The organism is Nonomuraea sp. NPDC050227 (assembly GCF_044459705.1).
Classification (GTDB): Bacteria; Actinomycetota; Actinomycetes; order Streptosporangiales; family Streptosporangiaceae; genus Nonomuraea.
In genome coordinates, this window is sequence record NZ_JBITJF010000005.1 from 617,530 (window position 1) to 637,656 (window position 20,127).

The window sequence follows — 20,127 nt, forward strand, 5'->3', positions numbered from 1 at the left end:
CGCCCATGATATGAGCGAGTGCTCACCAACCCACGCGTGCATGACATCCTTCCCTTAGGGACCATTGGGGAGAAGGTAGGGGAATGGACAAGCCGGTCATCGTGACGGTCGACGACGACCCGGGGGTGTCGCGGGCGGTGGCTCGTGACCTCAGGCGCCGGTACGGCCATGAGTACAGGATTGTCCGCGCCGAGGCGGCCCACGACGGCATCGAGGCGGTCAAGGAGATGCGGCTGCGCGGCGACGAGGTGGCGGCGATCCTGGCCGACTACCGGATGCCGCAGATGAACGGCGTGCAGTTCCTGGAGGCCGCCATGGACATGTACCCGTACGCGCGCCGGGTGTTGCTGACCGCCTATGCCGACACCGACGCCGCGATCCAGGCGATCAACGTGGTCGACCTCGACCACTACCTGCTCAAGCCGTGGGACCCGCCGGAGGAGAAGTTCTACCCGGTGATCGACGGCCAGCTCGACGCCTGGATGCGGACCGACCGGACGGCGCGTCCCGAGCTGCGCGTGGTGGGCGACCGCTGGTCGGCGCGCTCGTACCAGGTGCGGGACTTCCTGGCCCGCAACCACGTGCCCTACCAGTGGATGCTGGCCGAGGACCCCGAGGGCGCGCAGCTCGTCAAGGCGGCGGGCGAGGGTTGTCACCTGCCGCTGGTGGTCACCGAGGACGGCACCACGCTGGAGTCCCCCGACCAGGCCACGCTGGCCACCGCGGTCGGGCTGTCCACCACGCCGGCCACCGACTTCTACGACCTGATCGTGGTCGGCGGCGGGCCCGCGGGCCTCGGCGCGGCGGTCTACGGCGCCTCGGAGGGCCTGAACACGGTGCTGGTCGAGGCGCACGCCTCGGGCGGCCAGGCGGGCCAGAGCTCCAGGATCGAGAACTACCTGGGCTTCCCCGACGGCGTGTCCGGGCAGCAGCTCGCCGACCGGGCGCGCCGGCAGGCGCTGAAGTTCGGGGCCGAGCTGCTGAGCGCGCGCAAGGTCACCCATCTGGAGCCGCGCGGGCAGGCCCGGGTGATCGGGTTCAAGGACGGCGGGGAGATCGCCGCCCACGCGGTCATCCTGGCCACCGGCGTCACCTACCGGCGGCTGGAGGCGCCCGGCCTGGACGAGTTCGTCGGCCGGGGCGTCTTCTACGGCGCCGCGCTGACCGAGGCGCCGGCGTGCAAGGACAACGAGGTCTACATCGTCGGCGCGGCCAACTCGGCCGGGCAGGCGGCCGTCTACCTGGCGGGATTCGCGCGCAAGGTCCATTTGTTGGTGAGGAGTGATGGTTTGGAGAAGTCCATGTCCCACTACCTCATCGAGCAGATCAACGCGATCGACAACATCGAGGTCAGCCTCCTGACCGAGGTCGTCGCCGGCGCCGGTGACGACCACCTCGAACGGCTCACGCTGTCGACCAAGGGCGAGGAGCGCACGGTCGACGCCCAGTACCTGTTCGTGTTCATCGGGGCCGAGCCGTACACGTCGTGGCTGGGCGAGACGATCGAGCGGGACGCCAAGGGGTTCGTGCTGACCGGGCCCGACCTGGTGCAGGGCGGCAGGCGGCCGCGCAACTGGGCGCTGCGCCGCGAGCCCTACTACCTGGAGACCAACGTGCCGGGCGTGTTCGCCGCGGGGGACGTGCGGGCCGAGTCGATCAAGAGGGTGGCCTCCGCCGTCGGTGAGGGCGCGATGGCCGTCGCGCTGGTGCATCGTTATCTGGAGAAGCAATGACCGACACCGTCGACATCGACGAACTGCGCAAGCTCTTCCTGTTCGAGCGGCTGACCGACGAGCAGCTCGGCAAGCTGGCCGCCAGCGGCCGGGTGCGCTCGTTCGCCCAGGACGAGGACATCGTCCGGCAGGGCGAGCCGGCCGAGTGCTTCGCCGTGCTGCTGGAGGGCGAGGTGCAGATGATCAACGAGACGGTCAGCGCCGGCACCGTCGCCATGCCGCGCGCCTCCCAGCCCGGCGTGTACGGCGGCGCGACCTCGGCCTACCTGGGCGACCGGGCTCCGGAGACCTACCAGCACACGCTGCGCGCGACCGCGCCCTCGCGGATCTTCCTGCTGCCCGCCAAGAAGTTCGCCTACATCGTGGCCGAGTGGTTCCCGATGGCGATGCACCTGCTCGACGGCATGATGTCGGGCGGGCGCATGCAGCGGGAGATCATCGACCGGCGGCAGCGGCTGACCGCGCTCGGCACGATCACGGCCGGGCTCACGCACGAGCTGAACAACCCGGCGGCGGCGGCCGTGCGCGCGGTGAGCGAGCTGCGTTCGCTGATCAAGGCGTCCCGCATCCAGCTCGCCCAGCTCGCCGAGGCCGGCATCCCGCCGGAGAAGCTGCGCACGCTGATCGAGGCCCAGGAGGCGTGCACGAGCAACCTGGGCAACCAGCCGCAACGCTCCCCGCTGGAGATCTCCGACGCCGAGGACGAGCTGGGCGAGGCGCTGGAGGACGTCGGCGTCGAGGACGCGTGGGAGCTGGCTCCCGCGCTGGTCAACGCCGGTTTCACCGCCGAGTACCTGCAGAAGATCCGCGGCAAGGTGGGCGAGGAGCACACTCCGGCCGCCCTCCACTGGCTGGCCGAGGCCGTCGAGATCTCCCAGATGCTGAACGAGGTCACCGAGGCCACCGAGCGCATCACCTCGCTGATCCGCTCGGCCAAGCAGTACTCGCAGATGGACCGGGCGCCGTTCCAGATGATCGACGTGCACGACCTGCTCGACAGCACGATCGCCATCTTCCGCGGCAAGACCCCGCCGGGCGTCAGCGTGGTCACCGACTACGACCGCACGCTGCCGCTCATCCCCTGCTACGCGGGCGAGCTGAACCAGGTGTGGACGAACCTGATCCACAACGCGCTCGACGCCATGGGCGAGGAGGGCACGCTGACCGTCCGCACGGCCCACGACGAGGACGAGGCGATCGTCGAGATCGGCGACACCGGCCCCGGCGTGCCCGATGCGATCAAGGACCGGATCTTCGAGCCGTTCTTCACCACCAAGAGCGTGGGCGAGGGCACCGGGCTCGGCCTGGACATCTCCTACCGCATCGTGGCCGGGCGGCACGGCGGCGAGATCAAGGTGCGCTCGGTGCCGGGCGAGACCTGGTTCGAGGTGCGCCTGCCGCTGCGCGAGCCGGCCGCCGTCCAGTGAGCCGGACCGTCTGAGGCGGGCCTTCCGGCGCGGCGCGGGTCACCAGACGTTGTCCCGCGCCGTGTCGAGGGCCGTCAGCACGGCGCCCTCCAGCACCGCATTGCCCCCGACCCGGGTGGCCCTGACCTCGGTGGGCGCGGGCGACAGCTCGCCCAGCCGGGCGGCGACCTGCCCGGCCAGCTCGTCGCCGCCGTCCTGGCCGGTGGCCCCGCCGAGCACCACCAGGCCGGGGTCGAGCAGGGTGACGAAGGCGAAGACGCCCTTGGCCACCCGGCGCGCCAGCTCCTCGGGCCGGGTGGTGTTCTGGAGCAGGATGCACAACGGCGTGCCCTCCACGTCGAGGAAGCCGACCTCCCCCGCGCCCCCTGACGCGCCGCGCCGCACCCGCCCGCCGAGCACGACCGCGGCGCCGATGCCGTCGTCCAGCCAGAGCAGCACGAAGTCGTCGCTGCCCTGGGCGGCGCCGGTGCGCAGCTCGGCGACCGCGGCCAGGTTCACCTCGTTCTCCAGGACGACGGGCACGCCCAGCCGCTCGCGCACGGCGCCCACCAGGCCGGGCCGCCACCCGGGCACGTCGTTGGCCACCGCCAGCTCGCCGTCCATGGGTTTGACCAGGCCGGGGGCGCCGATGACCACGTTGTCGAGCGCGCGGCCCCCGGCGGCCTCGGCGACCGTGGCCGCGACGAGGGCGACCAGGTCGCCGGAGATCTCGCGGACGGCCGAGCCGACCACGTGGCCGGTGAGGTCGGCGACCGTGACCTTGATCGCCGTGCGGCGCAGGTCGACCCCGGCGACGTGGGCGCGGCCGGCGACCAGCGCGTAGAGGCGGGCGTTGGGGCCGCGACGGTCCTCGCCGCGCTCGCCGGCCTCCTCGATGAGGCCGCCACCCTTGAGCCGTTCGATCAGGTCGGAGACGGTGGGCCGGGACAGGCCGGTCAGCTCACGAAGCTGCGGAGCGGTCAGCGGACCGTGCTCCAGCAGCAGGTCGAGGGCGAGCCGGTCGTTGATCGCACGGGCCATGGACGGGGTCGCGGTCTTCACGCCGCCCATATTAGTCAGGAAGCCTCCCTGATAGCTCTTTTCATCAGGAAGGTTGCCTGATAGTTTCTGTGGCCATGAGCCCTCATCGCGCCATCGCGGCCGTCTTCGCCGCGCACGGAGCCGTCGCCGGCAGTTTCGCCACCCGCATCCCGTGGCTCCAGGAGCACGTCCACCTGAGCGCGGCGATGCTCGGGTTCGCGCTGCTCTGCCCCTCGATCGGGGCCTTCGCGGCGATGCCGCTGGCCAGTCGCCTGGCCCACCGGTTCGGCAGCCGCGCCACCACGCGCGCGCTGCTCGCGCTGTGGTGCGGCGGCCTGGCCCTGCCCGCCTTCGCCCCCGCCCCCGTCTGGCTGTTCGTCATCTTCCTGCTGTACGGCGCGTCGGCGGGCATGTGCGACGTCGTCATGAACGCCCACGGGGTCACGCTCGAACGGCATCTGAAGAAGCCGGTGATCTCCGGCCTGCACGGCATGTGGGCCGTCGGCAGCCTGGCCGCGGGCGGCCTCGGCACCCTGGCCGCGCACGCCGGCATCGACGCCCGCCTGCACCTGGGGATCGTCGCCGCCGTCCTGGTGGTCGCGGGCGGGATCGCCGGGCGCGGGCTGCTGCCCGACGGGCCGCGGGCCGCCGCCGGGCCCGCGCCGCGCCGGTTCGCCCTGCCCTCGCGGGCCATCGCGGCCATCGGCGTGGTCGGCTTCTGCGGCACGTTCGCCGAGGGCGCCAGCTCCAACTGGGCCGCGGTCTACCTCACCAACGTCGCCGACGCCGGGCCCGGCGTGGCCGCCGCGGGTTACACGATCTTCATGCTCTGCATGGCCGGCGCCCGGCTGCTGGGCGACCGCGCGGTGCGCCTGACCGGTCCGGTGCGGGCGGTCCGGACGGGCGGGATCGTCGCGGTCGCGGGTGGCGTGCTGGTGGTCCTGGCCCGCACGCCCGCGCTGGGCATCGTCGGGTTCGCGCTGGTCGGGCTGGGGGTCGCGGTCATCGTGCCGCTGGTGTTCGCGGCGGCGGGGAACGCGGGGCCCACGCCGGGCGAGGGGGTCGCCGGGGTCGCGACGATCACGTACCTGTCGGGGCTGACCGCGCCGGCGGTGACGGGATGGGTGGCCGACGGCGTGTCGTACCCGGCGGCGTTCGCGCTGATCACGGGGATCCTGGTGGCGCTCACGCTGCTCGCGCCGGTGCTGCGGCCGCGCGAGACGGCCCCGGAGGTGGCCCTGGAGCGGCAGCCGGCGTGATACGCTCCCAAGCGAGCGCTTGGTTTACATACGGAGAGGCCGCCGCATGAAGTTCTCGACCTTCCACCTCTTCCACCGCTTCGACGGGCAGAGCTTCAAGGACGTCTACGACTACCATCTGGAGCTCATCGAGCTGGCCGAGGAGCTGGGCTTCGACGGGGTGCGGCTGGCCGAGCACCACTTCCGCGACTACGGCGTGGCCCCCAACCTGTTCACCATGCTGGCCCACGCCGCCGCCCGCACCTCCCGGCTCCGGCTCGGCACCGGCATCGTGGTGCTGCCGCTGCACAACCCCGTCCACGTGGCCGAGGAGGCCGCGCAGGTGGACGTGCTCTCCGGCGGGCGGCTCGACCTGGGGATCGGGCGGGGGTACCAGAGCTTCGAGTTCGAGGGCTTCGGGATCGACCTGGCCGAGGCGCGCGACCGGTTCAACGAGGCGCTGGAGGTGATCCTCGGGCTGTGGACGCGGGAGTCGTACCGGCACGAGGGCAAGTTCTACCGGACCGGCGCCGAGGTCTCGCTCGTGCCGCGTCCGCTGCAGTCGCCGCACCCGCCGCTGCACGTGGCCGCGGTCTCCCCCGAGACCGTCACCATGTACGCCGAGCGCGGCCTGCCCGTCCTGGCCGACCCGGCGGCGACGTTCCGCAAGGTCGTCAAGGCGGCCGAGACCTGGCGGGAGACGGCCGCGCGGGCCGGCCACCCGGGGGGCGCGGACCTGGTGGTGGCCCGCAGCGTCTATGTCGCCCCCACCCTGGAGCGGGCCCGCGAGGACCAGGCCAGGTTCGAGGCGTCCTTCGACCGCTCGCGCATCTTCAACGAGCGCAGCGCGCCCATCGACCCCAGGACCGGCAAGGCCGCCGAGGGCTTCGAGTACTACCAGGACCGCTACCTCAAGGGCGGCTCGGTCTCGCCGGACTTCCGCTGGGAGCAGCTTGAGGTCATCGGCGACCCCGCCCGCGTGATCGAGCAGATCTCGCTGCTCAGGGACGCCGGCTTCAGCAACCTCCTGTGCGACTTCGGCAGCACCAGGCCCATGCCGCTGGAGGACATGAAGCGGGTCATGCGCTTCTTCGCCGCCGAGGTCATGCCGGCCTTCGCCCCCGCAGGAGGATGACGATGATCCACAGCCTCACCCTGTCCGACGTCCTGGCCGACCACGCCCGCAGCCGCCCCCGGGTCACCGCCGTGGTGGACGGGGACGTGCGGCTCACCTACCCCGAGCTGGACGCCCGCGTGACGCGGCTGGCCGACGCCCTGGCCGGGCGCGGCGTGGCCGCCGGCGACCGGGTGATGTGGCTCGGCCAGAACTCGCACGCCGTGCTGGAGCTGCTGCTGGCCTGCTCTCGCCTGGGCGCGGTGCTCTGCCCGGCCAACTGGCGGCAGTCCGGGGACGAGCTGCGGTTCGTCCTGGCCGACCTGGCGCCGCGGGTCGTCGTCTGGGAGCACTCCGACACCGCCGCCGAGCTGGCGGACGAGGCGACGTGGGTGCGCGCGGGCGAGGCGTACGAGGAGCTGGTCGCCGGAGGCTCGCCGCGCGAGTTCCCGCAGGTGGACGACGCCGAGCCGGTGCTCGCCCTGTACACCGCCGCCTTCGGCGGCCGGCCGGCCGCCGCCCTGCTCAGCAGCGCCGCCCTGGTGGCCCACAGCGCCACGCTGCTCGTCGTACGGCAGATGGAGCCGGGGTTCACCTTCCTCAACGACGGGCCGCTCTTCCACGTCGGGACGATGATGTTCTGCCTGGCCACCCTCCAGATCGGCGGCACGAACGTGTTCACGCCCGCCTTCGACGCCGAGGAGGTCTGCCGGCTGGTCGACGCCGAGCGGGTGACGCAGGCGTTCCTGTTCGGGCCGATGATCGACGCGGTCGCGGCGGCGAACGCGGGCGGCAAGTACGACCTGTCCTCGCTGCGCTTCGTCGCCCACTCCGCCGAGTGGGACGACATGATCACCGTGGACGACTCGCCCTGGTGCCGCTCGAAGATGGGCGGGTACGGGCAGACGGAGGTGGGCGGCATGCTCACCTTCCTCGGGCTGGCCGAGGGCGGCGCGGGGTTCGCGGGACGGCCGTCGCCGCTGGTCCAGGTGCGCATCCTGGATCCGGAGGGCGTGGAGGTGCCGGCGGGTGAGGTGGGCGAGATCTGCGCGAGGGGCAAGACCCTCTTTTCCGGATATTTCGCCCGGCCAGACTTAAATGCAGAGAAGTCGCGGTATGGCTGGCATCACACCGGCGACCTCGGCCGCCGCGAACCCGACGGCACCATCACCTTCATCGGCCCCCGGCTCCGCATGATCAAGTCGGGTGCCGAGAACATCTACCCGGCCGAGGTCGAGCGCGCGCTCAGGACCCACCCGGCCGTCGCCGACGCCGCGGTGATCGGCGTGCCCGACCCGCGCTGGCACCAGGCGGTCAAGGCGGTGGTCGTGCTGAAGCCGGACGCCACCGCCGCGCAGGAGGACCTGGTCGCGCACGTCAGGGGTGAGCTGGCGGCGTACAAGAGGCCGCGGGAGGTGGTGTTCGCCGACGCCATCCCCAAGCAGGGTTTCACCCCCGACTACGACGCCCTCGACGCCGCGTACGGCGGCGGCAACTACCCGGGCGCCTGACCCCCGAGCCCGGCCTCCAGGCGCGGAGCCGGGCCGCGGCCGGGCTGGCGGGCCTTGCGGCGATGAGCCGTCTGGAGTTCGCCGACGGCCATCTCGGCTGGCTGGCCACCACCGCCGAGGCCGCCCGCGCGGTGCTGGGCGATCCCCGGTTCAGCGCCCGGCAGGAGCTCAAGCACCGGGCCTCGCCCAGGGCCCCCGCCGGGCTGGGCGCCCCCGCGCCGCCGGGCTTCTTCGCGGCCATGGACCCGCCGGAGCACACCCGCTACCGCCGGCTGCTCACCGGCCGGTTCACGCTGCGCAGGATGCGCCTGCTCGAACCGCGGATCGAGCGCATCGCCGCCGACCACCTCGACGCCATGGCCGCCGCCGGGCCGCCGGCCGACCTCGTGACGGCGTACGCGCTGCCGATCCCGTCGCTGGTCATCTGCGAGCTGCTCGGCGTCCCGTACGCCGATCACGACTGGTTCCAGGAGCTCAGCGCCCGGCTGGTCACCTTCGGCGCGGACGGCGCGGGGGCGCTCGCCGAGCTGACCGGCTACCTGCGCGACCTGGCCCGCCGCAGGCGCGTGGCGCCGGACGACGGCCTGATCGGCGACCTGACCGGCGAGCTCGGCGACGACGAGCTCGCCGGGCTCGCGGTGATCCTGCTGGTGGCGGGCCACGAGACCACGGCGAACATGCTGGCGCTGGGCGTGTTCGCGCTGCTGGAGCACGGACGCCCGGACGAGGACGGCGCAGTCGAGGAACTGCTGCGCTGGTTGTCGATCCTGCATCTCGGCGCGCCGTCCAGGGCCGCGCTGGAGGACGTGGAGGTGGCCGGCGTGACGGTCAGGGCGGGTGAGACCGTGGCCCTGTCCCTGCCCGTGATCAACCGCGACCCCGCCGTGTACGCCGACCCCGACCGGCTGCTTCCGGACCGCCCGGAGGCGCGCCGCCACCTGGCCTTCGGGCACGGCGTGCACCAGTGTCTCGGCCAGCAGCTCGCCAGGATCGAGCTGCGGATCGGCTACCGGGCGCTGTTCGAGCGCTTCCCGGGCCTGCGGCTGGCCGTGCCGGCGGCCGAGGTGCCGGTCAAGCACGACGCCTCGGTGTACGGCGTCCGGAGCCTGCCCGTCACCTGGTGACCCGTTGCGCTCACAGGACGGCGAGCGGGGTGATCGGGCTGCCGGTGCCTCCCTCGATGCGCAGCGGCGCGGCCACGAAGACGAACTCCGTCCGCCCGGCCGCGCCCAGCTCCTCCAGCCACAACATCTCGACCAGGTGCACGCCGTGCCGGTGGAGCAGGATGAGGTGCAGGTCGTCGGCGGCGCACTCGTCGGCGAGCTGGTGTTCGTTCAGGCCGCCCACGGCGGCGTTGTCGCAGGCCACCGCCGACACGTCGTGGGCGGCCAGCCAGGCGCCGGCCTCCGCCGACAGCCCCGGCTGCCCCGCCCAGTACTCCTCGCGCGACCGCTGCCACACCAGCGGCCATCCCGTACGGACCACCGCGACGTCGCCGGGGCGCGGCGTGGCGATCTCCTGGAGCAGCCCGGCCGGGATCCGGAAGTCCGCCGGCAGGTGGTCGAGCCCCAGCCGCCGCGGCACGTCGAACAGCACGCCCCTGGCCACCACGCCGCCGACGTGCTCGATCCCGCACCTGGTGGCGCCGTAGGAGCGGACGCGGGCGGCCGGGTGGCCGTTGTAGAGCCGGTCGCCGGTCCACATGTGGCACAGCGCGTCCATGTGGGTGGTGGTGCCGTGGTGGCTGACCAGCAGGGCGTCGTCGGCCACCCGCAGGCCGTCGCCGACCGGGCGCGCGCCCGCGGCGTAGTCGCCGCCGTCCACGGACATGAAGTGCTGCGGCAGCGGGCGGCCCCGCAGGTGGGGGACGGTCGTGGGGGCCGCCGAGGAGGTGGCTCCCCTGATCGGCATGGCCAGGCTCAGCACCTCGCCCGTGACGGCGCTGCGCAGGGCCTCCAGGACGACGGCGGGGGTCAGCAGGTTGAGGGTGCCCCGCTGATCGTCTGGGCCGAATCGTCCCCAGTTGTTAGGCTCGTGCACCAAGTAAGCGCTTCCTTTCCTGCGGAGGTCTGATGTACTGCGATCCCCGGTTCTCCCGCGTGCGCGAGGCGTTCGAGCGGAACTTCGCCGAGGGCGAGGAGCTGGGCGCGGCGGTGGCCGTCCACCTCGACGGCGAGCTGGTCGTGGACCTGTGGGACGGCGTCGCCGACCGGCACACGGGACGCGCCTGGGAGGCGGACACCCCGGCCTTCGCGTACTCGTGCACGAAGGCGGTGGCGGCCACCGTGCTGCTCCGGCTCGCCGAGCGGGGGCTGGTGGACGTGCGGGCGCCGGTCGCCGACGTGTGGCCGGAGTTCGCCGCCGGGGGCAAGGAGGCGGTCACGGTCGAGCACGTGCTGACGCACTCCTGCGGGCTGCCGGTGATCGAGACGCCGGTGCCGGTGGCGGAGTTCGAGGACCTGCCGGCCATCGCGGCCCGGCTCGCCGGTCAGACGCCCCTGTGGGAGCCGGGGACTGCGCACGGGTACCACGCGCTGACGTACGGCTTCCTGGTCGGGGAGGTGGTGCGGCGGGTCAGCGGGAAGTCGGTGGGCGAGTTGGTGGCGGCGGAGATCGCCGGGCCGCTGGGGCTGGACCTGTGGGTCGGCGCGCCCGACGACGTGATCCCCCGCGCCGCCCGCCTCAAGGCCCCCACCCGCCCCCGCCCCGCCCCCGAGAACGCCGCGGTCGCCCCGGAGACCTCCGCTCCCGCCGGCGGAGGGACCGGGCCGGGGGCCGGTGGGGGGCGGGATCTGCTGGGTGAGATGGGCCGGGCGGTGCTCGATCCGGGCAGCCTGATGAACCGGGCGCTCGGCAACCCGGCCATCCGCCTGCTCGAAGGCGGCGCGAACAACCCGGTGATCCTGCGCGCCGGATGGCCCGCCGCCGGGGTCGTCACCACCGCCAAGGGCCTGGCCGGGTTCTACCGCGCGCTGGTCGGCGGCGACCTGCTGAGCTCCGCGACCCTCCAGGACGCCCTGCGCCCCCGCGTCAGCGGCCCCGACCGCGTGCTGTTCATGGACACCGCGTTCGGGCTCGGCTACATGCGCCCGTCGTTCACGTTCCCGATGCCGTCGGCGACCGCGTTCGGCCACTCGGGGATGGGCGGCTCGCTCGGCATGGGCGACCCCGACCGCAGGCTCGCCTTCGGGTACGTGATGAACCGGATGGCCGACAGCCTCACCGGCAACCTGCGCGGCCTGCGCCTGATCGAGGCGGTCTACCGCTCCCTGTGACCTCACGGCGCGCGTCACTGCATGGTCACGCCGCCGCTCACCGACAGCGTCTGGCCGGTGATGTAGGCGGCGCGGTCGGTGCACAGGTAGGCGATCAGCCCCGCGACGTCGGCGGGCGTGCCCAGCCGGCGCAGCGGGATCCCTTTGGCGATCTTGTCCACGAGCCCCGGCTCGGCCTCGGAGATCCGCCGGAGCATCGGGGTGTCGGTCGGCCCGGGGCAGACGACGTTCGAGGTCACGCCGCCCCTCGCGGCCTCCCGGGCGAGCGTCTTGGCCAGGCCGAACAGGCCCGCCTTGGTGGCCGCGTACGCGCCCTCGCCGCCCGACCCGGCCCTGGCGCCGTCGGAGGAGACGAACACCAGCCGTCCCCAGCCCCTGGCCGTCATGCCGGGCAGGAGCAGCTTGGTCATGAGCATCGGGCCGCGCAGGTTGACCTGCCACATGAGGTCCCAGTCCGCCGGGTCGCTCGCCGTGAACGGCTGCACGACCGACACCCCGGCGTTGTGCACGAGCACGTCCACGGGCCCGGCCTCGGCGCAGAACGCCTCGACGGAGGCGGGCGAGGCCAGGTCCACGGCCAGCGCCCGCGCCCCGGGCAGCGCCGCGGCCGTCCGGCGGGCGCCCGGCAGGTCCACGTCGGCGACGCTGACGTGGGCCCCGAGCGCGGCGAGGTCGGTCGCGACGGCCGTGCCGATCGCGCCCGCTCCCCCGGTGACGACGGCGACGCGGCCGTCGAGGCGCAGGCCGTCCATCACGTCCACGCCCGGACGAGGTCGGCCGCGGCGACGCGGGTGGCCAGCAGGCCGATCGTGTTGCGCAGGACGGCCTTCGCGTAGTCCTCGGGGATCCCGGCCACCGCGTCCCGCACCACCGTCACCCGGTAGCCGAGATTGACCGCCTCCAGCGCCAGCCCCGGGATGCCCAGGTTGAGCGAGACCCCCATCGCGACCACGGACGAGACGCCGAGGGAGCGCAGCGTCATGTCCAGCGAGGTGCCGGTGAACGGCGAGAACCCGTGGTGCCGCCGGCTCTCCAGGTCGCCGTCCTCGCGCAGTTCGGGCAGCACCTCCACGGCGGGCGTGCCCTCCAGCATGTGCGCGGGGTCCTTGAGCAGGGAGACGATGAAGGGGCAGTTGCCGGTGTGCGAGCCCGCCCGGTCCGGCCGGAAGGCGGCCGTGCAGTGGATCACCGGGAGCCCGGCCGCTCGGGCCGTGCGCAGGACGCGGGCGGCGTTGGGGACGACGTCGTGACGGGCGCAGGCCGCCACCAAATCCGGAAATTTCGTGAGGTCACCGACGACCCCCCGCTGCATCTCCATCACCAGCACGGCCGACCGCTCCACCCGCACCCTCCGTCATTTAGCCGAGCGCTTGCTTGGGTTCGCCACAGCATAACACCGCCCCCACGGCCTCACCGGACGTCACCTTTCATCACAAAGGGCGAAATTTCTCCAGACGTGACAACCCACACCCCGGGTGAGACCGTCGAATGCACGACGGCATGGCTGATGGGGGTTGGACTTGGTCCCTGGTTACCGTGAAGTTCGTCAGCTCGGCGCGGGCCGCACCGGCCGCGTGTTCCTCGCCACCTACCAGTCCACCGGCGCCTACGTCGCGATCAAGTACCTGAACGCCACCCTGCGCAGGGACTCCGAGTTCATGGACCGCTTCAGGGCCGACGCCCATCAGCTCGTCGAGCTCGACGACCCCAACGTGGTCCGCCTCTACGAGTACGTCGAGACCCCGGACCGGGCCGCCGTCGTCATGGAGCTGGTGGACGGCGTCTCGCTGCGCACACTGCTGGCCGAGCACGGCCGGACGGCCCCGGAGGCGGCCCTGGTGCTGCTCAAGGGCATCCTCGCCGCCCTGGCCGCCGCGCACGAGAAGGGCGTGCCGCACCGGGACGTCAAGCCGGAGAACGTCCTGGTCCAGGCGGACGGCACGAGCAAGCTGGCCGACTTCGGGGTGGTCGTGCACGCCGAGGAGCCGGGGGTGCCGGCGGGGAGCCCGGCGTACATGTCGCCGGAGCTGTGGACGCAGGGACGGGCCGGGCCGCCGGCCGACCTGTACGCGGCGGCCTGCGTGCTGTTCGAGGCGGTCAGGGGGCGGCCGCCCTACCGCGCGCACAAGGAGGGCGGGGACGGCGGGGGCGGCGAGCTGGACGTCGCGGCCCTGCGGGAGCTGCACCTGGCGGCGCCGGTGCCGCTGGAGGTCGTCCCGGACGCCCTGCGTGACCTGCTCAGGCGCGGGCTGGCGAAGGACCCGGCGGCCCGGTACGCCTCGGCCCGGCAGTTCGCGGCCGAGCTGGAGGAGGACGCCGTCGCAGGATACGGGCCCGACTGGGAGCAGCGCGGCCGCCGCCGGCTCGCCGAGCTGGCCACGCTGCTGGCCCTGCGCTTCCCGCTGGCGGCCAGGACCGATCAGGACGCCCGCGCCCCGGGCCGGCCGCGCGCCGGGATCCGCAGCCGGGCGGTCCGGCTGCCCGCGCTGCCGCCGCACCTGTGGGTGGCGGGCGCGACGGTGGTCGCCGTGGCGATCGCCCTCGTAATCTCCGGCGGACGGCTGTCGCCGGGGGCGGGCACGATCCTGATGCCGCAGCCGAAGCCGCCGGGCGAGCTGAACCCGGCGCCGGTCGACGCGCACACGCCGACGCCTCGCAGGAGCACGCCCGTCACGGCCCGCGGCAGCGCGTCCCCGCCCGCCGCCACCGGCGGGCCGCACGTCTCGACCGGCCCGCCCGCGCCCACGAGTGCCGCACCGCCGACAGCGCCCCCGCCAGCGCCACCGACAGCGCCTCCGACAGGGCCTCCGACGGTGCCGACGCGGGCGCAGAGCGGGACCGCCCTGCCGCCGCCCGCCGTACGGGAGGCGAGCATCGCGCGGTGGAGCGGTTCGGCGGGCGCGATCAGGGTGTCCGCGGACGGCACGGGGCCGGTGCGGCTGCGGATCACGTACACGCGGCGGCTCGGCGACGGGCCGGTCACCACCGTGCGGCGGGAGACCCTCACGTTGCGCGGCAGCACCGCCTACACCAGCGGGGTCCGGCACGATCCCGGGAGCGTGGACTGCGGGGTGCGGGCCTACCTCGGGATCGTCGTCATGACCGAGCCGGCGGCGGTCAACGGGCCGCAGGTGAGCGAGGTCGCGGTGGACGGCCCCGCCTGCACCGCCCCACCGCCGACCCGCTCCGGCCCGGCCACCCCGACCGGCACCGCGTCCCCGACCGGCGGGCAGCCCGTGGCGCATCCCACGCCGGCGGCGACCTACCCGGCGACCGCGCATCCCACGGAGGCCGCCTCCCCGGCGGACGCCCACTCGGGGGAGGGCGGGCTGGTGCCCGGCGGTCAGGAGCAGGAAGGGCAGTAGGAGCAGGGCCACGAGGAGGGCGCGGCGCGGGCGGCGGGCCGCCCGGGCGGGGGGCCGGTTTCGTGAAGCAGGGGCTCTTGTTCGGTAACCAAGCGTGCGCTAGCTTGGCAGCGATGAGCGGTGACACCTCCCCCACCGGCGCCGCAGGGGCGCGCGGCGAGCTGGTGATCCGGCGCTGCGTGTCCTGCGGCCGCCGCGGCTGCCTGCCCGAGCCGTCGTGCCCGTCGTGCGGCGGCGCCGAGCTGGCCGCCGAGCCCGCCAGGGGCACGGGGACGGTCCACACGTTCACCGTCGTGCACCGGTCGTTCGCGCCCGGCTACCGGGGGCGGGAGCCGTACGTGCCGGCGTGGGTGGACCTGGACGAGGGCGTGCGCGCGTTCGGGCACGTCGTGGGGTGCGCGCCGGAGGAGGTCCGCGTCGGGATGCCGGTGCGGGTGACGTTCATGGACGATCTGCCGCATTGGAGGCCCGTGTGAAACTCGGCAACGTGCTCATCCCCGTAGCCGACCTGGACGAGGCGATCGCCTTCTACGGCCTGCCGGTGAAGTTCAGGGACGGCGACCGGTTCGCCGCGCTGGACGGCGGCGGCGTCACCGTGGCGCTGGCCGGTCCGGCCGAGCACGTCACCGCGTCGGCGGCGCCGTCGTACAAGGTGGACGACGTGGCGGTCACGGTGCGCGAGATGGCGGCGCGCGGGGCCGAGGTGGTGCGCGCGCCCGAGGACGGGCCGCACGAGAGGCGGGCCGTGCTGCGCGACCCCTCAGGAAACACGTTCGTGCTCTACTCGCCCCTCTGACCTGGAGGCACCCCCCATGGCGCGATCACCCTACGGCAACTACGGCCACGCGATCCTGACCGCGGGAGCGCTGCGCACGCCCGACCGGGTGGCGCTGACGTACTGCGGCGAGCGCAGCTTCACCTACGACGAGCTGAACCGGGCCGTCAACCGCCGGGCGAACGCGCTGCTGGCGGCCGGGATCATCGCCGGGCAGCGGGTGGCGGCGCTGCTCAACGAGACGCTGCTGGTCGCCGAGGTCTACCTGGCCCAGGCCAAGATCGGCGCGGTGACGGCGGCGCTCAACCCGTACTGGCCGGCCGAGACGCTGCGGGCCGTGGTGGCCGCCTCCGGCTGCACGGCCTTGGTGTACGACTCCACGGTCGCCGACCTGGTCGGCGGCATCAAGGACGCCCTCCCGCAGGTCACCACCTGGATCGACGCCGGTGAGCTGACCGGCGGCCTGGAGGAGGAACCGCCGCTGGGCGGCTTCCACGACGACCCGCTGGCCCTCTACTACACCTCCGGCACGACCGGCCTGCCGAAGGCCGTCGTGCACACCCACGCCTCCTCCCTGGCGACCGCCCAGATCTGGCTGGACGTGCCGCGCGGCCCCGACTCGGTGTTCGGCACCGGCGCGATCATCTGGGGCATCGGCTTCCCCGCCATCGTCGGCCCCGCCCTGTACGCGGGCATGCGCCTGGTTCTGGAGCAGGACTGGGGGCCGGCGAACTTCCTGCGCGTGGTGCCGCGCGAACGGGTCACCCACGTCTCGCAGATCCCGTCGTTCTACGCGGCGCTGCTGGGGACGTCCGAGCACGAGGGGGTGGACCTGTCGTCGATCCAGGTGATCATGCTGGGCGGCGAGCCGCTGACCGCGACCATGCTCGACCGGATCAAGGCCAGGCTGCCCGGGGCCGGGGTCTACTCCTACTACGGGCAGACCGAGGCGCCGTACACGTGCATGGGCCGCGTGGACGACGGCTCGACGCCGCTCGGGTCGTCCGGGCGGGCGCGCACGGGCAACGCCGTACGGATCACCGGCCCGTCCGGCGCCGCGGTGACCGGCGAGGTCGGCGAGATCAACCTGGCCGGGCCGCACCGCATGGCGGGCTACGACGGCACGGACGACCACGGCGTCCTGCGCGGCGAGTGGTACGTGGGCGGCGACCTCGGGACGTTGTCGGCCGACGGCGTGCTGCGCGTCCTCGGCCGCCGCGAGGACTCCATACTCAAGCACGGCCAGTGGACGCAGCCCGCCACGATCGAGGAGGCCGTCTCGGCGCTGGACGGCGTGGCGGAGGCCGGCGCGGTGGGCGTCCCCGAGGGGGCGGACGAGCAGCGGGTGCTGCTGGCGGTCGTGCCGCGCGCCGGGCAGTCGCTGGACGCCGCCAAGCTGTCGCTCGCCCTGGCCGACACGCTGCCCCCGCACCAGCGGCCCGACCACATCGTGGTGACCGGCGAGCTGCCGCACTCCCAGGACGCCTCCGGCGGGCCCGGCAAGCTGCTGCGCCGCCGGATCCGCGAGCAGCACGGGCACCTGCTCGGGTGAGCGCCCAGGACCACGGGAGCCGGGACCTCCCCCGCGACCCTCACGAGCACGACACCCAGGACGCCCCCCGCGACCGCGACGCCCAGGACATCCCCCGCGACCCCCGCGAGCACGACACTCGGGACATCCCCCGCGAGCACGAGGTCAAGGAGCTGGTCGCGGCGGCCGGGGTGCCGGTGCCGCGTGGGGTGGTGGTGCGCGACCTGGACTTCGCGGCGGCCGGGGAGCTGGCCGAGCCGCTGGTGCTGAAGGCGTTCGGCCCGGGGCTGGTGCACAAGTCGGAGGCGGGGGCCGTACGGCTCGGCCTGCGGGCGGACGGCCTCGCCGCGGCGGCCGCGGAGATGCGCTCCCGGCTCGACGTGGAGGGGTTCCTGGTCGAGGAGCAGGCGCCCGCCGGGGTGGAGCTGATCGTCGGGCTGGTCGGCGACCCGGGGTTCGGCCCGGTGCTGCTGGCCGGGCTGGGCGGCGTCTGGACGGAGGCGATGCGCGACACGGCGCTGCGCCTCTGCCCGATCTCCGAGCCGGACGCGCGCCTCATGCTGGACGAACTGCGCGGCGCGGCCCTCCTGCACGGCCACCGCGGCCACCCGCCCGTGGACGTGGACGCCGTCGTCAAGCTGCTCATGACGGTCGGCGGCCCCGGCGGCCTGTGGGAACGGCTGGAACTGGGCGAGTTCGAGCTGAACCCGGTCATCGCCACCCCTTCCGGCGTGACCGCGGTGGACGCGCGCCACCTGCCCGGCCGGCCGCCGCGCCCGTCCGCCACCCGCGAGCCGGCCGACTTCCTGCCGCTCTTCGAGCCCCGCGCGGTGGCCGTCGTCGGCGCCTCGGCGAGCAGGCCGAACTTCGGGAACATGTTCCTCGACTTCTACCGGGCGGCCGGGGTGCCGCTGGTGGCCGTGCACCCGTCGGCCGCCGAGGTGGCGGGGGTGCCCGCGGTGCCGTCGCTGGCCGCCGCCGACGTGGACTACGCGCTGGTGGCGGTGCCCGCCGAGCGGTGCGCCGAGGTCGTGCGGCAGGCGTCGGGCATTCCGTACGTGCAGGTGATGAGCGGCGGGTTCGGCGAGGCCGGACGCGCGGACCTGGAACGCGACCTGGCCGCGGCCGCCCGCGCGGCGGGCACCCGGCTGCTCGGCCCCAACTGCATGGGCGTGTACTGCCCGCGCGGCCGGCAGACGTTCGTCGGCGGCGGCGTCGGACCGGCGGGGACGGTCGCGCTGATCTCGCAGAGCGGCGGCCTCGCGGGCGAGGTGATCAAAGTCGGGGAGCGGCGCGGGCTGGCGTTCAGCCGGGTCGTCACCGTGGGGAACGCGGCCGACGTGACCCCAGCCGAGCTGCTGTCCTGGCTGGCCCGCGACCCCGAGACGCGGGCCGTCGGGCTCTACCTGGAGGACCCGCGCGGCGGCCGGGAGCTGCACGAGGCGCTGCGCGCGGCGGGGCTGCCGGTGGCGCTGCTGGTCGGCGGGCGCAGCTCGCAGGGACAGCGGGCGGCGCTCTCGCACACCGGCGGCATGGTGAGCGACCTGCGGGTGTGGGCGGCGGTCGCGGCCCAGACCGGCACGGCGCTGGTCTCCTCCCAGGACGACCTGATCGGCGTGCTGGCCTTCTTCCAGGCGCACGGCTCCCGCGTGACGGACGGCGACCGGGTGCTGGTGATCGGGCCGAGCGGCGGCGCGGGCGTGCTGGCGGCCGACGCGTTCGACCGGGCCGGCGTGCGGCTCGCCCCGCTGCCGGACGGCGTGCTGCACGGGCTCGGCCTGGCCGCCGCGGGCAACCCGCTGGAGGTGCCGGTGGGGCCGCGCGGGCGTCCCGGGCTGGTGCCGGAGGTGATCGGGGCGATCGTCCGGCGGGAGCCGTACGCGGACGTGGTCGCCCACGTGAACGTGCAGAGCTTCTTCACCTACGGCGACGCGGCCGAGCCCCTGTACGCCTACGCGCGGGCCCTGGCCGCCGCGCAGGAGGCGCTGCCGCGGGTCAGGATCACGCTCGTCACCAGGAACGGCGAGTGCGCGCCCGCGGGCGTGGAGGACGAGGTACGGCGGATCGCGGCGGCGGCGGGCGTCCCCGTCTACCGCTCCATGGAGGCGGCCGCGGCGGCCGTCGCGGCAGGAGGTAGTCGTGGGACTGCTTGACGGCAAGGTCGCGCTGATCACGGGCGGGGCCAGGGGCATGGGCGAGTCGCACGTGCGCCTGTTCCTCGAAGAGGGCGCGCGGGTGGTCTTCGGCGACGTGCTGGAGGAGGAGGGCAAGGCGCTGGCCGCCGAGACCGGGGCCGCGTACGTGCGGCACGACGTGCGCAGCCCGGACGAATGGCGGCGGGCCGTCGGCACGGCCACGGAGCTGCACGGCCGGCTCGACGTCCTGGTGAACAACGCCGGCATCCTCACCTACGGCCGCATCCAGGACATGGCGCCCGAGGACTTCGACCGGGTGATCGACGTGAACCTCAAGGGCACCTGGCTGGGGGTCAAGTCGGTGATCGAGCCCATGAAGGCGGCCGGGCGCGGCGCCATCGTGAACATCTCCTCGATCGAGGGGTTCGTCGGGGCGGAGGGGTTGTCGGCGTACGCGGCCTCGAAGTTCGCGGTGCGCGGGCTGACCAAGTCGGCCGCGCGGGAGCTGGCCCGGTTCAGGATCCGGGTGAACTCGGTGCATCCCGGGGCGATCAACACGGCGATGGCGGTGAACCCGGACCTGATGGCCGAGGTGGACGCGGAGGCGTTCGTGAAGTCCATGGTCATCAAGCGGTTCGCGAAGCCGGTGGAGGTCTCGCACGTGGTCGCGTTCCTGGCCTCGGACCGGGCCAGCTACTGCACGGGGAGCGAGTTCACGGTGGACGGAGGGCTGCTCACCGGGGCCGGTTACTAGGCCCGCTGGGCGCGACACGCGAGCCTTTTCCTGTTAAATCACCCACCCTGGACACGTCCGGCAGCTTGGTTGAGCTGCGGTTATGCGCCCGGTGATGTCTTTGCCTTCTCTTGGGGCGTGCTTGACCTTGGTCACGAAGCGGTAACCTCGCACCGCACGGAAGACTACAGGTTTCCGGTTTTGCCACACATGTCCCGGGTTACCCCCGTGTACCCGAGTATGTGCGGATAAATCCGGATCTTGACCGGA

General features: G+C 73.8%; 17 protein-coding genes. 13 read left to right on the plus strand and 4 right to left on the minus strand.

What is annotated here, in order from left to right; all coding sequences use genetic code 11:
* The first annotated feature begins 83 nt into the window (after positions 1–83).
* Complete coding sequence (locus ACIBK9_RS23190; RefSeq protein ID WP_352319969.1) at positions 84–1,733, plus strand: FAD-dependent oxidoreductase; 1,650 nt, start codon at positions 84–86, stop codon at positions 1,731–1,733.
* The gene (locus ACIBK9_RS23195) at positions 1,730–3,160 is read left to right on the plus strand and encodes an ATP-binding protein (protein ID WP_387681895.1); all 1,431 of its coding nucleotides are present in this window, start codon (positions 1,730–1,732) and stop codon (positions 3,158–3,160) included. Before ACIBK9_RS23190 ends, ACIBK9_RS23195 begins: the two co-directional genes overlap by 4 nt.
* 39 nt (positions 3,161–3,199) lie before the next feature.
* Here ACIBK9_RS23195 and ACIBK9_RS23200 read toward each other — a convergent pair whose 3' ends face one another.
* Entirely contained in the window at positions 3,200–4,201 is a 1,002-nt protein-coding gene (locus ACIBK9_RS23200; RefSeq protein WP_397160986.1) for an ROK family protein, read from the minus strand.
* 74 nt (positions 4,202–4,275) lie between these two features.
* Here ACIBK9_RS23200 and ACIBK9_RS23205 point away from each other — a divergent pair, with 74 nt between their 5' ends.
* The 4 genes from ACIBK9_RS23205 to ACIBK9_RS23220 all read left to right on the plus strand — a co-directional run bounded on the left by ACIBK9_RS23205 (position 4,276) and on the right by ACIBK9_RS23220 (position 9,167).
* The gene (locus ACIBK9_RS23205; RefSeq protein WP_397160988.1) at positions 4,276–5,439 is read left to right on the plus strand and encodes an MFS transporter; all 1,164 of its coding nucleotides are present in this window, start codon (positions 4,276–4,278) and stop codon (positions 5,437–5,439) included.
* Between the two features lie 46 nt (positions 5,440–5,485).
* Positions 5,486–6,553 carry an LLM class flavin-dependent oxidoreductase gene (locus tag ACIBK9_RS23210; RefSeq protein ID WP_397160990.1) on the plus strand — a complete coding sequence of 356 codons (1,068 nt, stop codon included), beginning with the start codon at positions 5,486–5,488 and terminating at the stop codon, positions 6,551–6,553.
* 2 nt (positions 6,554–6,555) lie between these two features.
* Entirely contained in the window at positions 6,556–8,043 is a 1,488-nt protein-coding gene (locus ACIBK9_RS23215; RefSeq protein ID WP_397160991.1) for an AMP-binding protein, read from the plus strand.
* Between the two features lie 62 nt (positions 8,044–8,105).
* Positions 8,106–9,167 carry a cytochrome P450 gene (locus ACIBK9_RS23220; RefSeq protein ID WP_397160993.1) on the plus strand — a complete coding sequence of 354 codons (1,062 nt, stop codon included), beginning with the start codon at positions 8,106–8,108 and terminating at the stop codon, positions 9,165–9,167.
* A gap of 10 nt (positions 9,168–9,177) precedes the next feature.
* Here the strand turns inward: ACIBK9_RS23220 and ACIBK9_RS23225 are convergent, their stop codons facing one another.
* Positions 9,178–10,086: a cyclase family protein gene (locus tag ACIBK9_RS23225; protein WP_358298551.1), complete on the minus strand. Its 909-nt coding sequence runs from the start codon at positions 10,084–10,086 to the stop codon at positions 9,178–9,180.
* A gap of 29 nt (positions 10,087–10,115) precedes the next feature.
* On the opposite strand from ACIBK9_RS23225, the gene ACIBK9_RS23230 reads away from it, so the two are divergent.
* The gene (locus ACIBK9_RS23230; protein WP_397160995.1) at positions 10,116–11,318 is read left to right on the plus strand and encodes a serine hydrolase domain-containing protein; all 1,203 of its coding nucleotides are present in this window, start codon (positions 10,116–10,118) and stop codon (positions 11,316–11,318) included.
* Between the two features lie 14 nt (positions 11,319–11,332).
* Here the strand turns inward: ACIBK9_RS23230 and ACIBK9_RS23235 are convergent, their stop codons facing one another.
* On the minus strand, positions 11,333–12,070 hold the full coding sequence (locus tag ACIBK9_RS23235; protein ID WP_397161086.1) for an SDR family NAD(P)-dependent oxidoreductase: 738 nt from the start codon (positions 12,068–12,070) through the stop codon (positions 11,333–11,335).
* Complete coding sequence (locus tag ACIBK9_RS23240) at positions 12,070–12,660, minus strand: isochorismatase family cysteine hydrolase (RefSeq protein WP_352363040.1); 591 nt, start codon at positions 12,658–12,660, stop codon at positions 12,070–12,072. Before ACIBK9_RS23240 ends, ACIBK9_RS23235 begins: the two co-directional genes overlap by 1 nt.
* Before the next feature lie 178 nt (positions 12,661–12,838).
* Here ACIBK9_RS23240 and ACIBK9_RS23245 point away from each other — a divergent pair, with 178 nt between their 5' ends.
* From ACIBK9_RS23245 to ACIBK9_RS23270, 6 genes are all read left to right on the plus strand, one after another.
* Positions 12,839–14,683: a protein kinase gene (locus tag ACIBK9_RS23245; protein ID WP_397160997.1), complete on the plus strand. Its 1,845-nt coding sequence runs from the start codon at positions 12,839–12,841 to the stop codon at positions 14,681–14,683.
* A 113-nt stretch (positions 14,684–14,796) separates the two neighbouring features.
* A complete protein-coding gene (locus ACIBK9_RS23250; RefSeq protein WP_397160999.1) occupies positions 14,797–15,159 on the plus strand; it encodes a Zn-ribbon domain-containing OB-fold protein in 363 nt (120 codons plus the stop codon).
* An 11-nt stretch (positions 15,160–15,170) separates the two neighbouring features.
* Positions 15,171–15,479: a VOC family protein gene (locus ACIBK9_RS23255; protein WP_358298560.1), complete on the plus strand. Its 309-nt coding sequence runs from the start codon at positions 15,171–15,173 to the stop codon at positions 15,477–15,479.
* A gap of 16 nt (positions 15,480–15,495) precedes the next feature.
* Positions 15,496–17,010 carry a class I adenylate-forming enzyme family protein gene (locus tag ACIBK9_RS23260; protein WP_397161001.1) on the plus strand — a complete coding sequence of 505 codons (1,515 nt, stop codon included), beginning with the start codon at positions 15,496–15,498 and terminating at the stop codon, positions 17,008–17,010.
* Positions 17,007–19,142 (plus strand): acetate--CoA ligase family protein, encoded by a 2,136-nt coding sequence (locus tag ACIBK9_RS23265; RefSeq protein ID WP_397161003.1) that lies wholly within the window; start codon positions 17,007–17,009, stop codon positions 19,140–19,142. Before ACIBK9_RS23260 ends, ACIBK9_RS23265 begins: the two co-directional genes overlap by 4 nt.
* Positions 19,129–19,878, plus strand: a complete 750-nt coding sequence (locus ACIBK9_RS23270; protein WP_364340411.1) for a glucose 1-dehydrogenase — start codon at positions 19,129–19,131, stop codon at positions 19,876–19,878. Before ACIBK9_RS23265 ends, ACIBK9_RS23270 begins: the two co-directional genes overlap by 14 nt.
* Positions 19,879–20,127: the final 249 nt, after the last annotated feature.